Here is a 14,490-nt window from a genome sequence, read left to right on the forward strand (position 1 = left end):
CTCCTACAGGGCATTAATATACAATCCGTAACTTCCTTACAACTTTTCAGTACGGCCTTGCATCGTCTCAAGAAAAACTTCGAGCAGCGGATTGTGCGGCGCATTGGGCTTACAGAGCAGTTTGACCGGCGTCGCAATGCTAAATGCGTGCGCCTTTATAGAGCGCATCATGTCACGCTGTACATAACTTTCTGCCCAATGAGTGGGCAAATAGCCCAGGTAACGCCCCGTCATAATCAGGATGGCTACGGCCTCTACCTGAGTTGCCACAGCGGTCACGTTGCGCAACCCCAATAGTTTCAATTTTTCTTTGTGCACGGCATACGCGTGATCGATAAATTGGGCCTCAGCCAAACACTTTTCGCCAATATCTTCATCTGCCATGGCGAAAAGAGGATGAGTATTTGAACAATAAAGCTCAGACTTCTCCTCGTATAACGGCACCACCTTGAACTCGTCCCTGGCGCTGTAAACTGGCACTATTCCGACCGCAAAACGGCCTTTCAGAATGCCTTGCTCGATCTCTTCAAGAGGCGCTACGTTCAACCGGACCCTAGCCTTCGGAGCCTTTTCCTGCAGGGCTTTGAGGGCTGCAACCAGTGGCGAACCAGCGTCGGAAACGGTGTTGTCGATCACCGCGATATTGAGGTCGCCCAACAGTTCACCGCGCACATTGCCAACCCGCTCGCGAAAGTTATCCAGTGCCATGAACAATTCAAGGCTCGCTTCGTAAATGAGCTTGCCTTCTTCGGTAAGGCAGAACTTTTCGCGCCCGCGCGTACATAGACGCATGCCCAAACGAATTTCCAGATCGGATATTTGTTTACTGATCGCTGCCAGGCTGATATTCAATTCAATTTGCGCTGCGGTAAAGCCTCCCGCTTCGACCACTGCCCTGAATATCCGGAACAATTTCAGGTCCATGGCGCTGGCCATGGAAATCGCAACATCTCCACTTCGTTTGGGCAGGTTTCCATTTTCTATAAGTTGACTTGCCATTTGAAACATTTCCCCAGCCGTTGGTTTTTTTCTAGCATCCCTCTCATGTGATCGATTAATTGTTCTTAACAGGACGAAGCAGCGGTCATTGAACTTCACACCTGGCGATTCTCACCTCGCTTGATGGTGTTTCAGCAATCAACGTGCCAATGGAGAATGTATATGTCCGATGCTACTGAGCGTCTTTGGGGCGCACGGTTCAAATCCGGTCCAGCCGAGGCCATGGCCAACCTGTCTCGCTCTCCGAAAGCCTATTTCCGTTTGACGCCCTACGACGTTGCAGGCTCCAAGGCGCATGCCAATGAGCTCAATCGCGCAGGCTTGCTCGACGCAGAAGAAACCCAGCGCATCATTGCGGCCCTGACCTCCATCGACGAGGATTTCGCAGCTGGCCAGGTCGAGCCGATCGCCGCCGACGAAGACGTGCATACCTTCATCGAGCGCCTGCTGACCGAACGCCTGGGAACATTGGGAGGCAAGCTGCGCGCCGGTCGTTCGCGCAACGATCAATCCGCCAACGACATGCGCCTGTTTCTACGTGACCAGGTCCGCGTACTGACCCTGGCCATTCTGGAGCTGCAAGACGCGCTGGTCAGTCAGGCCGAGCAGCATATCCACACCATCGCGCCAGGCTTCACTCATCTGCAGCAGGCACAACCGATTGTCTTCGCCCACCATTTGATGGCCCACGCTCAGGCGATTCACCGTGACATCCAGCGACTGCAGGATTTCGACAAACGTTTCAGCCTCTCGCCACTGGGGGCGGCTGCGCTGGCAGGCTCTGCCATTGCTCGCGACCCACAACGCTCGGCCGCCGAAATGGGCTACACCGGCCCGTGTGAAAACTCTATCGACGCGGTCGCCAGTCGCGACCACGTGGCCGAGTTCCTGTTCTGCTGCAGCATGCTGGGCATCAATATCTCGCGAATGGCCGAAGAGTTCTGCCTGTGGACCTCTCGGCAGTTCCGCTGGGTCGACCTGGACGATGGCTATGCCACCGGCAGCTCGATCATGCCGCAGAAAAAGAACCCCGATATCGCTGAACTGGCCCGCGGCAAGTCCGGTCGTCTGATCGGCTCGCTCACTGGCATGCTTTCGGTGCTCAAGGCTCAGCCCTTGTCCTACAACCGCGACTTGAGCGAAGACAAGCACGCAATCCTCGACACCTTGGAAACCGTGCATCTGGTGCTGCCAGCCTTCGCCGGCATGGTCCGCACGATGACCGTTCGCACCGAGGAACTGCTGCGCCAGGCGCCCCTGGGTTTCACCCTGGCCACCGAAGTCGCTGACTGGCTGGCGGTGCGCGGCGTGCCGTTCAAGGAAGCTCACGAAATCACCGGGCAATTGGTGCAGCTGTGCGAGGCGCAGGACATCGGCCTCCAAGAGCTGACCCCGCAAATGCTTGCCCAGACTGACGCCCGCCTTACCCCGCAAGTGCTCGAAAGCCTGACCCTGGAAGCCGCCCTGGCGGCACGCAGCGGTTGGGGCGGAACCTCGCCGGTGCGCGTGGCCGAGCAGATCGAACGCTTTAAACATCAGTTGCGCGCTCAGCAAAGCTGGGCGAACGACTACGCCGGGCCACGAGGCTAAATCAATGCCGGAGCAGCTCATGGCAAACACGCAGATCCCGGGGGCCCCCGACGGGGCTCTTACTCCACTGGAAGCCAAGTACGACATCTCGGCGTACAAGGTCGTGCCGCGTCGTTACTACGGCCGCATCAGCGCCGCGGTCGTGATCGTCGTGCTACTGATCGGACTGGCCCAAGCCTTTGCCCACGGCAATATCGAATGGTCCTTCGTCAGTCAGTTCCTCACTGCCGAGTCGATCATGTTCGGTCTGCTCAACACCATCACCATGTCGATTCTGGCCATGGTGCTCGGCGTCTTGCTGGGGGTGCTGGTGGCCGTGATGCGCATGTCTCAGAACCCGCTGCTGCGTTACGTGGCCCAGAGCTATACGTGGCTGTTCCGTGGCACGCCGCTGATCCTGCAGTTGCTGCTGTGGTTCAACCTGGCCCTGATCTTCCCGACGCTAGGCATCCCCGGCCTGATCGAATTCAAGACAGTGGAAGTGATCACCCCGTTCGTGGCCGCGTTGCTGGGCCTGGGTATTAATCAGGGCGCGTACACCGCCGAAGTGGTCCGCGCCGGCCTCCTGTCGGTGGACAGCGGCCAGTACGAGGCAGCCAAATCCATTGGCATGCCACGTTTGCAGGCACTGCGCCGGATTATCCTGCCTCAGGCAATGCGCATCATCATTCCACCGGTGAGCAACGAGTTCATCGGCATGGTGAAAATGACAAGTCTTGCCAGCGTGATTCAGTACTCGGAGCTGTTGCACAACGCACAGAACATCTACTACGCCAACGCCCGGGTCATGGAGCTGCTGATCGTTTCAGGCATCTGGTACCTGGCCGTGGTGACCGTTCTGACTTTCGCTCAAAGCAGGCTGGAGCGGCGGTTCGCACGCGGCGCCGGTAAACGCAATTGAGCCATCAGGCGCAAGGAGTCCTGTCATGCGAAACATCGTAAAAGCCGTCGCAATGAATAAATTCTTCGGCGAGTTCCACGCGCTCAAGAACGTGGACCTTGAAATTCCTCACGGCGAAGTGCTGTGCATCATCGGCCCATCGGGTTCGGGCAAAAGTACCTTGCTGCGCTGTATCAACCAGCTGGAGAAGATCGACCAGGGCGGCCTATGGGTCGATGACGAAATCCTCGGTTATCGCGCCGACGGTCACAGGCTGATTGAACTGAGCGATCAGCAGATCGCCCGTCAGCGCCTGAAAACCGGGATGGTGTTCCAGCGCTTCAATCTATTTGCCCACATGACCGTGCTGGAAAACATCATTGAGGGCCCCCGTCAGGTGCTGCGTCGTCCTTTGGAAGAATGTCGTGAGCTGGCGATGGAACTGCTGCGCCGGGTCGGCCTGGAAGCGAAGGCTGACGCTTACCCCATCGAGCTTTCAGGGGGCCAGCAGCAACGTGTCGCCATTGCCCGCGCATTGGCGATGCGCCCAAAGCTGATGCTGTTCGACGAGCCAACCTCCGCCCTGGACCCTGAGCTGGTGGGGGAGGTTTTGTCGGTCATGCGCGATCTGGCCAAGAGCGGCATGACGATGGTGGTCGTGACTCACGAGCTGGGCTTTGCTCGGGAAGTCGCCAGCCGCGTGGTGTTCATGGACGCAGGACAAATCATTGAAACCGGCTCGCCAGAAGCGGTGCTGATGAACCCGCGCAATGCGCGGACCCAGGACTTTATTTCTGCCGTTTTGAACTGAACCCGCCCCGATTCGAGGATGACCGATTTGAAACTTATCGCACTGACCGCCGCCATTTCCGCTCTTTTTTGCGCCTGCAGCTGGGCAGCCGACGCCCCTGTTTTGCCACAGGCCATCAAGGACAAAGGCTTCATTGCCGCGGGCATCATGCCCAACTATCCGCCCATGGATTTCAAGGACCCGGCCACCAACCAACTGACCGGCGTCGACTACGATCTGGGCATGGAAATGTCCAAGCGTCTGGGTATCGAATTTCGCTGGCAGGAAACCGCCTTCGAGCAGATGGTCAGCGGCCTGGCGACCAACCGCATCGACATCGTGCTATCGGGCATGACCGACACTGCGGAACGGCAGAAGACCGTCGATTTCGTCGATTACTTCAGCACCGGCCCACAGTTCTACACCCTGGAAACCCAGAAGGAGCTGAAGGCGGCCAGTGACCTGTGCGGTAAGAAGGTCGGTACCAGCCGCCGTACGACCTTTCCGGTGGAAATCGCCAAATGGAGCGAGCAAAACTGCGAGGCCAAGGGCAAGCCGGCGATCACTGTGGTGGGCACTGAAGGCAGCGCCGACGCCCGCGCTCAACTGCGCCAGGCACGTCTGGATGCGGCCGTTCAGGGCAGTGAAACCCTTCCCTACATCCAGTCCCAGGAGCCAGGTGTTTTCAAAATCATTGGCGAACCGCTGGCCCGCCAGTTGACCGGGCTGGGCGTGGCCAAGACCAATACCCCGCTGAGCGCCGCGATTGCCGCCACCCTCGACACCATGATCAAGGACGGCAGCTACCAGAAGATCCTCAAGAAGTGGGACCAGGAAGATGGCGCCGTGGCTCAGGCGCAAATCAACGGGGCGAAGTAAACCGACCGCCAAGACTCCGGACGGACCCGGACCTGCGATTCGTCTTTCTCATTGCGTTCAAAGCAGGACAACCCTATGCATCGCACTAACGATCTGCGCTGGCCAGCCAATGCCCGCGCCAGCGTGGCACTGGCTTTCGATCTGGATGGGCCGACGGGGGCCGCGATGCTCGACGGCTCTATCTGGCACAAGCCTGAGTATTTCACCTTCGGCGGGTACGGCCCGTATCGCGCCTTGCCGCGCCTGCTGGACATGCTCAAGGAACATGCCACGCCCGCGACATTTTTCGTCCCGGCCTGGGTCGTCGAGAACTGGCCCAGGCAGTGTCAGGCGATCATCGAACAGGGTCATGAAGTCGCCTACCACGGTTATCGCCATGAGTCGTTTTTCGCCCTGGACCTTGCGCAACAGCGAGAGGTCATGAACATCAGCGCCGACCTCTTCAAACGCCACCTGGGCATCGTCGCCACTGGCTTTCGCACCCCCTCGGGCGACTGGCACACAGAGACCCCGGCGCTGCTGATGGAGTGCGGCGTCACCTATTCCAGCAGCATGCGCGGTGACGACCGCCCCTACTTCATAGAGGTACCCGGCAGCGCCAACGGCCTGGTGGAAATCCCTGGGCGCTGGGAGCTGGACGACTACGCCTCGCTGGCCTATACCCGCGGCCCGAATTACCCCTCAGGTCTTGATCGCATCGCCAGCTATGAGCAGACCCTGGACAACTGGTGCCGGGAGTTCGACGGCACGTATCGCGAAGGCCTGTGCATGACCACCCTGTTCCACCCCAAGATCTCTGCCAAACCTGGGCGCATTGCACTGCTTGAGCGGTTTCTGGAGCACATGCACAGCAAAGCCGATGTCTGGTTCGCCACCTGCCACGACGTGGCGCAATTCTGGCTCAAGGAGCATGGTCATGACTGATGCCAAGCCCGTTTGGCCTGGGTCCTACCGTTGCGCGGTGGTCATCACCATCGACTACAACGATATCCACGGCATTCTTACTCAGGTGCCTGCGATGGCCGGGCGCGACAAAAGCCTTTCGGTATGGCGTTACGGGACCACCCGCGGAGTGCAGCGCGTGCTCGAGGTGCTGAGTGAGCAAAACATCCGCGCCAGCTGGTGCATTCCCGGCATCGTTGCCGAAGAAAACCCAAAGGTGGTCCGGGCCATCCATGCAGCCGGTCATGAGATCGCTTGCGCGGGCTATCGCCACGAAGACTTTTCCCTGCTCACCCTGGCCCAGCAGCGCGAATCGATACGTCGCGGTTGCGATGTGCTGGAACAAGTGACCGGCTTGCGCCCAAGCGGCTTCCGCGCGCCAGCGGGAAGCTACGCGCCGGGCCTGAGTGATGCTTTGTGCGCCGAAGGCATCACCTGGTCCTCTTCCTGGGCCGGGGACGATCTGCCCTACCTGCATCCTTGCACCCGGGCCGATGCCGCGCCGCTCGTTGAGCTGCCCCTGCACTGCGAGCTGGAAGACGAGCCTTACTTCGCCTTCAACCTGGCGCCTGCGGTGCCGGCCAGCCAGGCCCGTATCGGGTCCTATGCCGAAGTTCTGAAAAACTGGCAACAGGACTTTGCCGGCTTCCATCGCTTCGGCCTGTGCTACGTCATGCGCCTGCATCCAGAAATCCTCGGCACCGTGGGCCGCAGCGGCCTGCTGACGGAGCTGCTGAGCTGGCTCAAGGCCCAGCCCGATGTGTGGTTCGCCAGCGCCGAGGAAGTGGCCGACTGGTGGAGTGAAAACCACAGCCATCTGCCCGACGACCATCCGGCTGCTGTTTACACACGACATGCGCAGAGCCTGAACCATGACTGATGCCCAACGCACCCTCAGCCAGTTCATCTGCCATAGCGCTTACCGCGACTTGCCCGGCCCGTTGGTCGAGAAAGCCAAACGTCATCTGCTCGATACCCTTGGCGCCGCACTGGCCGGTGCCAATGCCGACCTGACACAACGCTGCCTGCGCGCCCTGCAAACCTGCGAAGCGCCCGGCCCATCTGCTATCTGGGGCAGTGCCGGCGGTTTGTCGCCGCGTAATGCCGCCCTCGTCAACGGTGTGGCCTCGCATGCGCTTGAGCTGGACGATGCCGGAGGCTGCGATCACTCAGGCGCCGTGGTTGTGCCTGCCATGCTTGCGGTGTTGCCGTTGTGCGATCCGATGCCCAATGGGCAGGAACTGATCCACGCCATGGTTCTGGGCTACGACATCGCCCGACGCGTGCTGGAAGCCTGCGGCGGTTACTCGCCGCACAATGAAGCCGGCTGGCATTCCACCGGCACTTGCGGGGTGTTCGGTGCCGCTGCCGCCTGCGCCCGCCTGCTAAAACTCGACGAGTCACAGACCGTTAGTGCATTGGGTTTGGCGGCAAGCATGAGCGGCGGCTTGTGGGCGTTCATCCACGATGGCACCGACAGTAAGAAACTGCATGCCGGACGCCCCGCTGAAGGTGGTGTGCTCGCGGCGCTGCTGGCAAGGCAAGGTGTCACCGGCCCAGGACAGGTGTTCGAGGACGTATGGGGGGGATTTTTCAAGACGCTGGCCGGTCACAGCGCACAGCCCCAGGCGCTGACCGAAGATTTGGGCCAGGTGTGGAAACTGGCGCGCTGCTCGATCAAGCCCTATGCCGCCTGTCGCGGCACTCACTCGGGAATCGACGCCATCGGCGATCTGCTCGGCCAGCTGAATGTCGGCGCCGAGGACGTCGAGTCGATTGACATCAACGCCAGTGCCTTTCTGGTCGGCATGTGCTCAGGCGTCGATACGCGCACCCTTGCCGCCGCACAAATGAGCCTGCCCTACGCGCTGGCCGTGCGCTGTCTGCGTGGTCATGCGGGGCTGGACGCCTACGAAGAACATGAACGGCGATCTCCCCGGATACTCGACTTCATGAGCCGCATTCAGATGCACACCAATCACGAACTTGCTGCGCTGGACGAGCCGTTCGTTACCTTACACACCCGTGACGGCCGGCAGGCCACTCGACAGGTCAAGACGCCGCTGGGCGGCCCGCTCAACCCTGTCAGCGATGCGCAACTGCTGGAAAAATTCCAATCACTGGCAGGCCGTGCATTGCCAGCCACGCAAGTCGGGCAACTGGCCGACCTGTGCCTGAATCTGGAACAGGAACAAAACCTGCAACCGCTGTTGGACCTGTTGCGCTTCACGTGAAGCCTCTGCCCTCATCCCCTGAACGCAATGACGCAAGGAACTTAAATCATGCTGGATCTGAGCAAGAAGACCGTAGTGATGCTCAAGCGTGGAGTGCTCGCCGTCACCCTGGCGACCTGTTGCACCTCGGTGCTGGCAGCGGCCTCCCGAGACTCGTTGATCGTTGGTGTAGAGGCAACCTATCCGCCGATGTCTTATCGTGATCCGGCGACCAACAAAAGCGTGGGTTTCAACATCGACCTGTTTGAGGCGCTGGGCAACGCAATGAAGGTCAGGGTCAAGCTTGAGGAAATGAGCTTCGAACAGTTGACCAGCAGCTTGAGTACCGGACGCATCGACGTGATCGGCACTGCGATCACCGATCTTGCGAAACGCAGAACCGACATGACGTTCGTCGACTACCTGCAGACCGGCGCGCAGATGTTCACGTCAATCAAGAACACCGGCGCCGGCTCAACCCCCGAAAGCTTCTGTGGCAAGGCTATAGGCACGCCTCGTACCACCAACTACTACCCGGAAGTCATGGCTTGGAACGACAGCAACTGCGTGAAGGCCGGTAAGGCTGCAGCGACCATTCAAGGCACGGCGGGTGCATCGGCTTCGCGTCTGGACCTGCAACAGGATCGTCTGGCGGCGGTGGTGCTTGGGCCTGAGTATGTCAAATATCTGATGAGCCAGGAGCCCAATACCTATGTACTGATCGGCCAGCCATTATCGACCCACCATTTCGGTTTTGCTGTCGCAAAACACAATAGCGAAGTGCGCGACGAACTGACCAAGGGGCTGCAGATTTTGATCAATGACGGCACCTATCAGGCGATTCTGAAGAAGTGGAATCTTGAGAGCCAGGCCATCAGTCAGGTCATGGTCGACGGCGGTCAGTAACGGTCTGGGGAGTACGGCATGAAAGTGGTGGTTTTCGAGCAGGTTGGCGGCCCGGAGGTACTGCACCTGGTGGAGCGTCCCGAGCCCCATCCGGCAGCAGGCCAGGTGCTGATCGACGTCCAGGGCACCGCGCTCAACTACGCCGACCTGTTGCAAAGGCGCGGCAGCTACGTGATGAAGACTGACGGCCAGATCCATTTGGGCATCGAATGCTCGGGGATCATCACGCAATTAGGGACCGGGGTCAGTGGCTGGAAAGCAGGCGACAAGGTCTGTGCCCTATTGGCGGGCGGCGGTTATGGGGAGCGAGTCTGTGTGCCGGCCACCCAGTTGCTGCCCTGCCCGGAGGGCGTCCCGTTGCTACACGCCGCTGCCCTGCCGGAAGCCGCCTGCACGTTGTGGTCGAATCTGGGTGACATCGCACGCCTGCAGCGTGGTGAAACGGTGTTGATCCACGGTGGGGCGGGCGGGGTTGGTTCGCTGGCCGTTCAATGGGCTCATTGCTGGGGCGCGCGGGTGCTGACCACCGCAGGTTCGCCGGAAAAGCTGCGCCGCAGCGAGGCGTTTGGGGCCGATGCGGCCATCGATTACCGCCATGAGGATTTCGTCGAGGCGGTACAGCGCCTGACCGACGGACGCGGGGTCGATGTGATCCTCGACAACATGGGAGCCGAGTACCTGGCCCGCAATATCGATGCCCTGGCAACAGACGGACGTATCGTCATGATCGGCCTGCAGAGTGGTCGGGAAGCATCGATCCATCTGGGCAAGATGATGAGCAAACGCGCAACGCTGCATACCACTTCACTGCGTGACCGCTCAGTCGCCGCCAAACAGGCCATTGTTGCAGGCGTATTGCAGAACATCTGGCCGCACCTCAATAGCGGCCGTATGCACCCGGTGATAGACCGTGTGTTTGCGCTGAGCGATGTCGCGGCTGCGCACGCCTACATGGAGACGGGCAATCATGTGGGCAAGATAGTGCTCGACGTGAAGCGCTGAAGATAGCCCTGCGCAAGAAGGGCATCTTTACTATCAACGGCACAGATGATCGCCTTGTGGCTCACGGTTTGACCGGGGTGGTGCGGGACTTGCGCCGCGCAACGTCACACTTGCGTGTCCTTCCGATACCCTTCGATTACCGCCGAGAAATCCTTCCCGCCATCCCCGCGCGCACTCATGGCCTGATACAGCTGTTGAGCCACCGCCCCGAGAATCACGGGCTGTCGAGCGGTTCTCGCCGCTTCAGTGGCAAGGCCCAGGTCCTTGAGCATCAGCTCGGCGCCAAATCCGCCGGTGTAACCTCGGGAAGCAGGCGCGGTTTGGACCACTCCCGGCCACGGGTTGTACATCTCCGAACTCCAGCAACGCCCGGTCGAGGTGTTGATGATGTTGGCCAGCACGCCGGTATCAATACCCAGAGCATCGCCAAGGGCCATGGCTTCAGCAACGCCGATCATGGAAATGCCCAGCAGCATGTTGTTGCAGATCTTGGCAATCTGGCCGGTGCCGACGTCGCCGCAGTGCACAATGTTGCGGCCCATCTGCGCGAGGATCGGCTTGAGCGCCGCGAAGTGCTCCAGGCTGGCACCGACCATGAAGGTCAGGGTCCCGGCCTGCGCGCCACCGGTTCCACCGGACACGGGCGCATCCCCGACCACCACACCCTGTTGAGCCGCCACCGCTGCCACCTCGCGGATGGTTTGTGGATCGATGGTGCTGCAATCCACGGCAGGTACCCCGGCGCAGATGCCCGCCAGCACACCATCATCATTCAGATAAACCGCACGAACGTGGGCGGCGGCGGGCAACATGGTGATGACCAGTTCAGCCCCTTGCGCTGCGTGTTTGGGTGATTCGCTGATGCGGCTACCCAGTTCGGCCAATTCAGCCAGCACCTGTTGATTAAGGTCGAACAGGTGCAGCTGATGCCCGGCGCGGATGAGATTTCGCGCCATCGGCGCCCCCATATTGCCCAGACCGATGAATGCGATTTTCATGTTTTATCCCTCTATAAGATTCAGATCCACTGGCTCACCCAACACTGCACAGGACTGGGCGTGGTGCACGTGACCCTTCGCTAACGCGAACTCACCGTGGAAGCGAATTCAGTCGTGATGCAGGACGACATGCGATACCTGTCTGCCGTCTGGCGCATTTTCGCGAAGGCATTCGCTGCACAGTTTTTTCCGCTGCTAGCCAGGCAATGAATCAACGCAAATTGATCGTCGTATTCACCCCGTCATTCACGCTGTCGTCATCGAACCAGCGGCTGGTGACGGTCTTGGTCTGCGTGTAGAACTGCACCACCTGTTTACCGTACGGCCCCAGGTCACCCAGCTTGGAACCGCGTGAACCGGTGAAGCTGAAGAACGGAACGGGCACTGGAATCGGGATGTTGATGCCCACCTGGCCGATGTCGATCTCGCTCTGGAATTTGCGCGCCGCCGCCCCGCTTTGAGTGAACAGCCCGACGCCATTGCCAAACGGGTTGGCGTTGACCAGCTCGATGGCCTGATCCAGGGTGTCGACCTCCAGCACCACCAGCACCGGACCGAAGATTTCCTGAGTGTAGATCTGCATCTGCGTGGTCACGCCGGTGAACAGCGTCGGGCCGACGAAGTTGCCCTCTTCATAACCGACCACCTTGATGTCACGCCCGTCCAGTTCCAAGGTCGCGCCCTCCTTCACACCGCTTTCGATCAGGTCGAGAATCCGTTGCCTGGCGCGCTTGGAAATCACCGGACCGACGTCAGTGCCCGACTCACTGCCTGCATTGACCTTGAGCTTTTGTGCCAGTGCTTTCAGTTCGGGAACCCATTGCTTCGATGCGCCCACCAGCACCACCGCCGAGGTCGCCATGCAACGCTGACCAGCGGCGCCGAAACCTGCGCCCACTAATGCGTTAAGGGTCTGTTCGCGATTGGCATCGGGCAACACCACGGCATGATTCTTGGCGCCCATCATCGATTGCACCCGCTTGCCGTGCTTGCCAGCCAGCTCGTACACATGCGTGCCGACTGCCGTGGAACCGACGAACGAGACCGCCTTGATGTCCTTGTGGGTGCAGATCGCATCGACCACATCCTTGCCGCCGTGCACCACGTTGAGTACGCCCGCTGGCACACCGGCTTCCACCGCCAGTTCGACCAGCAGCATGGTGGACATCGGGTCCTGTTCGGACGGCTTGAGCACGAACGTATTGCCGCAGGCGATGGCCATCGGGAACATCCACAGGGGGATCATCGCCGGGAAGTTGAACGGGGTGATGCCGGCGCAGACACCTATCGGTTGACGCAGGGTGTAGGTATCGACACCCCCTGCAACGTTTTCGGCAAATTCGCCCATTTGCAGGGTACCTATTGAGCAGGCGTGCTCGACCACTTCCAGCCCGCGGAAAATATCGCCTTCAGCGTCGGCAATGGTCTTGCCCTGCTCGGCACTGAGCACTGCGGCGATGCGTTGTGAGTGTTCGCCAATCAACGCCTGCAGCTTGAGCATGATGCGCATGCGTGCGCCAATCGGGGTGTTGCGCCAGGTCTTGAACGCCTTGTGCGCGGCAGCGACCGCAGCGTCTACTTCAGCGCCAGTGGCAAGAGGTACTTTGGCCAGCACTTGCTGGGTCGCGGGGTTGACCACGTCCAGCCATTCGGTGGTCTGCGAATCGACCCATTGGCCGTCGATCAGCAGTTTGACGTGGGCCACTATGGTGTTGTTCTTGTTCAAAGAAGCATTCATTGCAGTTTTCTCCATTCGAAGTGGCACCCTTCGGGCATGCCGATATGCCAGCCTATAGCCGTACCGCTACAGGGCGCGGTGACGTGGCGGATCACGCTTCATCAGCGCTGTACAGATCAGTGCAATCAGCGCCATGCCGATCAGGTAAACGATCACGTAATGCGGATTGCCGTCGCCCATGGTGAGCAGTTGGGTGGCAATCATCGGCGCGAAGCCTCCACCCAGAACGCCTGCCATCTGGACCGACACCGAGATGCCGCTGTAGCGGATTTGCGCGGGGAACTGACGGGCGAACAGCAGCGATTCCGGTGCATACAGGATCGGGAAGATCACGCCCACCGCCAGCACCATCGCTCACCAGACCCATACCGGATCACGCGTGCCGAGCATGGCGAAGAAGGGGTAAACGAAGGCGCAGAGCAACAGTAGCCCCGCGAAGTACAAGCGCTTCTGGCCAACCCGGTCGGAAATGTGCCCGCACAGCGGCATGGTCACCAGCGACAAGGCGGCCCCGGCGGTAATCGCTCCCAATACATCAGCGCGGGGGATCTGCAACTGGTTGGCGGCGTAGGCCAGGGCGAAGGTCACCGACATGTAGAACCAGGCGTTCTCGGCAGTGCGCGCGCCGATGATGGTCAGGGTCTCCTTGGGGTGCTCGCGGAACACCTTGAACAGCGGCACCCTGACCGCGATGTTGTCCTTTTTCAGTTGCTCGAAATCGGGTGACTCCGGGACCTTCAGGCGAATCAGCCAGCCTACGCCGAGCAATACCACGCTGGCGAGAAACGGCAGGCGCCAGCCCCAACTGAGCATGTCGGCCTCAGGCAGTTTTGCCACCAGCGCCATGGCCAGTGATGCCAATACCAGCCCGGCGCCGACACCGGTCTGCGGCAGACTGCCGTAAAAACCTTTCTTGCCTTCTGGCGCGTGCTCGACTGCCATCAACACCGCCCCGCCCCACTCGCCGCCCACTGCCATGCCTTGCAGAAAACGCATGGCCACCAGAATCACTGCCGCCCAGTAGCCAATCTGCTGATAGGTGGGAATCAGGCCGATGACGATGGTTGGAATCCCCATCAGCATCAAGGTGAACAGCAGCATGGATTTTCGACCGATTCTGTCGCCGAAGTGGCCGAACACGATCCCGCCCAACGGCCGTCCGAGAAAGCCCACGGCATAGGTAGCAAACGCCGCCAGTACACCGATGATCGGGTCAAGAGCAGGAAAGAAGATTTTGTTGAAGATCAGCGCGGCAGCTGTGCCATAGAGGAAGAAGTCGTACCACTCAATGGTCGTGCCGGCCATGCTCGCCGCTCCGGCCAGCCGGTAGGATCGCGGATTGTTCGTTGCGGCACTGGCATCGAGTGCGCTGGCGTCCGCCGTGATAGCGTTCTTCATAAACTCCTCCGCTTATTTATTGTTGTGCAGGGTGTTATGCGATGTAGGTGATGCGGTATTGGGTCAGGCGTATTTCTCTTAAGTCATTGAGGACCATTGTAAGAGCGAGTGCGCCCGTTCTTACCGGTTCGGTGTGCAGTTGGAGATCGCGCCGG

The 14,490-nt window shown here is 60.0% G+C and carries 14 protein-coding genes; 9 read left to right on the plus strand and 5 right to left on the minus strand.

Going from position 1 to position 14,490, the window contains the following annotated elements; translation table 11 throughout:
- Positions 1-36: 36 nt before the first annotated feature.
- Positions 37-999 carry a LysR family transcriptional regulator gene (locus EC915_RS22685; RefSeq protein WP_133752745.1) on the minus strand — a complete coding sequence of 321 codons (963 nt, stop codon included), beginning with the start codon at positions 997-999 and terminating at the stop codon, positions 37-39.
- Between the two features lie 162 nt (positions 1,000-1,161).
- Here EC915_RS22685 and argH point away from each other — a divergent pair, with 162 nt between their 5' ends.
- From argH to EC915_RS22730, 9 genes are all read left to right on the plus strand, one after another.
- Entirely contained in the window at positions 1,162-2,589 is a 1,428-nt protein-coding gene (argH, locus tag EC915_RS22690; protein ID WP_133752746.1) for an argininosuccinate lyase, read from the plus strand.
- Between the two features lie 19 nt (positions 2,590-2,608).
- Positions 2,609-3,490 (plus strand): amino acid ABC transporter permease, encoded by an 882-nt coding sequence (locus EC915_RS22695; RefSeq protein ID WP_133752747.1) that lies wholly within the window; start codon positions 2,609-2,611, stop codon positions 3,488-3,490.
- A gap of 25 nt (positions 3,491-3,515) precedes the next feature.
- Positions 3,516-4,280 carry an amino acid ABC transporter ATP-binding protein gene (locus EC915_RS22700; RefSeq protein ID WP_133752748.1) on the plus strand — a complete coding sequence of 255 codons (765 nt, stop codon included), beginning with the start codon at positions 3,516-3,518 and terminating at the stop codon, positions 4,278-4,280.
- Between the two features lie 27 nt (positions 4,281-4,307).
- Entirely contained in the window at positions 4,308-5,138 is an 831-nt protein-coding gene (locus tag EC915_RS22705; RefSeq protein ID WP_372237946.1) for an ABC transporter substrate-binding protein, read from the plus strand.
- Between the two features lie 75 nt (positions 5,139-5,213).
- Positions 5,214-6,062: a polysaccharide deacetylase gene (locus tag EC915_RS22710; RefSeq protein WP_133752750.1), complete on the plus strand. Its 849-nt coding sequence runs from the start codon at positions 5,214-5,216 to the stop codon at positions 6,060-6,062.
- Positions 6,055-6,960: a polysaccharide deacetylase gene (locus EC915_RS22715; protein ID WP_133752751.1), complete on the plus strand. Its 906-nt coding sequence runs from the start codon at positions 6,055-6,057 to the stop codon at positions 6,958-6,960. Before EC915_RS22710 ends, EC915_RS22715 begins: the two co-directional genes overlap by 8 nt.
- Positions 6,953-8,314 (plus strand): MmgE/PrpD family protein, encoded by a 1,362-nt coding sequence (locus EC915_RS22720; RefSeq protein ID WP_133752752.1) that lies wholly within the window; start codon positions 6,953-6,955, stop codon positions 8,312-8,314. Before EC915_RS22715 ends, EC915_RS22720 begins: the two co-directional genes overlap by 8 nt.
- A 48-nt stretch (positions 8,315-8,362) precedes the next feature.
- Positions 8,363-9,199, plus strand: coding sequence for a transporter substrate-binding domain-containing protein (locus tag EC915_RS22725; protein WP_133752753.1), 837 nt, complete (start codon positions 8,363-8,365; stop codon positions 9,197-9,199).
- 18 nt (positions 9,200-9,217) lie between these two features.
- Positions 9,218-10,201: an NAD(P)H-quinone oxidoreductase gene (locus EC915_RS22730; RefSeq protein ID WP_133752754.1), complete on the plus strand. Its 984-nt coding sequence runs from the start codon at positions 9,218-9,220 to the stop codon at positions 10,199-10,201.
- Between the two features lie 104 nt (positions 10,202-10,305).
- On the opposite strand, the gene mmsB is transcribed toward EC915_RS22730, so the two are convergent.
- The 4 genes from mmsB to EC915_RS22745 all read right to left on the minus strand — a co-directional run bounded on the left by mmsB (position 10,306) and on the right by EC915_RS22745 (position 14,335).
- A complete protein-coding gene (gene mmsB, locus EC915_RS22735; protein WP_133752755.1) occupies positions 10,306-11,199 on the minus strand; it encodes a 3-hydroxyisobutyrate dehydrogenase in 894 nt (297 codons plus the stop codon).
- Between the two features lie 211 nt (positions 11,200-11,410).
- On the minus strand, positions 11,411-12,937 hold the full coding sequence (locus EC915_RS22740) for a CoA-acylating methylmalonate-semialdehyde dehydrogenase (protein ID WP_133752756.1): 1,527 nt from the start codon (positions 12,935-12,937) through the stop codon (positions 11,411-11,413).
- Between the two features lie 66 nt (positions 12,938-13,003).
- The gene (locus tag EC915_RS25385) at positions 13,004-13,288 is read right to left on the minus strand and encodes a hypothetical protein (RefSeq protein ID WP_256658815.1); all 285 of its coding nucleotides are present in this window, start codon (positions 13,286-13,288) and stop codon (positions 13,004-13,006) included.
- Positions 13,289-13,291: 3 nt separating this feature from the next.
- On the minus strand, positions 13,292-14,335 hold the full coding sequence (locus EC915_RS22745) for an MFS transporter (protein ID WP_256658816.1): 1,044 nt from the start codon (positions 14,333-14,335) through the stop codon (positions 13,292-13,294).
- Between the last annotated feature and the right edge of the window lie 155 nt (positions 14,336-14,490).

Origin of the sequence: Pseudomonas sp. LP_7_YM (assembly GCF_004364435.1) — a bacterium.
Classification (GTDB): Bacteria; Pseudomonadota; Gammaproteobacteria; order Pseudomonadales; family Pseudomonadaceae; genus Aquipseudomonas.

Excerpts from the sequence above, each read along its gene's own strand:
- EC915_RS22685 (WP_133752745.1), bottom strand. The coding sequence starts at position 999 with ATGGCAAGTCAACTTATAGAAAATGGAAACCTGCCCAAACGAAGTGGA.
- argH (WP_133752746.1), top strand. The coding sequence starts at position 1,162 with ATGTCCGATGCTACTGAGCGTCTTTGGGGCGCACGGTTCAAATCCGGT.
- EC915_RS22695 (WP_133752747.1), top strand. The coding sequence starts at position 2,609 with ATGGCAAACACGCAGATCCCGGGGGCCCCCGACGGGGCTCTTACTCCA.
- EC915_RS22700 (WP_133752748.1), top strand. The coding sequence starts at position 3,516 with ATGCGAAACATCGTAAAAGCCGTCGCAATGAATAAATTCTTCGGCGAG.
- EC915_RS22710 (WP_133752750.1), top strand. The coding sequence starts at position 5,214 with ATGCATCGCACTAACGATCTGCGCTGGCCAGCCAATGCCCGCGCCAGC.
- EC915_RS22715 (WP_133752751.1), top strand. The coding sequence starts at position 6,055 with ATGACTGATGCCAAGCCCGTTTGGCCTGGGTCCTACCGTTGCGCGGTG.
- EC915_RS22720 (WP_133752752.1), top strand. The coding sequence starts at position 6,953 with ATGACTGATGCCCAACGCACCCTCAGCCAGTTCATCTGCCATAGCGCT.
- EC915_RS22725 (WP_133752753.1), top strand. The coding sequence starts at position 8,363 with ATGCTGGATCTGAGCAAGAAGACCGTAGTGATGCTCAAGCGTGGAGTG.
- EC915_RS22730 (WP_133752754.1), top strand. The coding sequence starts at position 9,218 with ATGAAAGTGGTGGTTTTCGAGCAGGTTGGCGGCCCGGAGGTACTGCAC.
- mmsB (WP_133752755.1), bottom strand. The coding sequence starts at position 11,199 with ATGAAAATCGCATTCATCGGTCTGGGCAATATGGGGGCGCCGATGGCG.
- EC915_RS22740 (WP_133752756.1), bottom strand. The coding sequence starts at position 12,937 with ATGAATGCTTCTTTGAACAAGAACAACACCATAGTGGCCCACGTCAAA.
- EC915_RS25385 (WP_256658815.1), bottom strand. The coding sequence starts at position 13,288 with ATGGTGCTGGCGGTGGGCGTGATCTTCCCGATCCTGTATGCACCGGAA.
- EC915_RS22745 (WP_256658816.1), bottom strand. The coding sequence starts at position 14,335 with ATGAAGAACGCTATCACGGCGGACGCCAGCGCACTCGATGCCAGTGCC.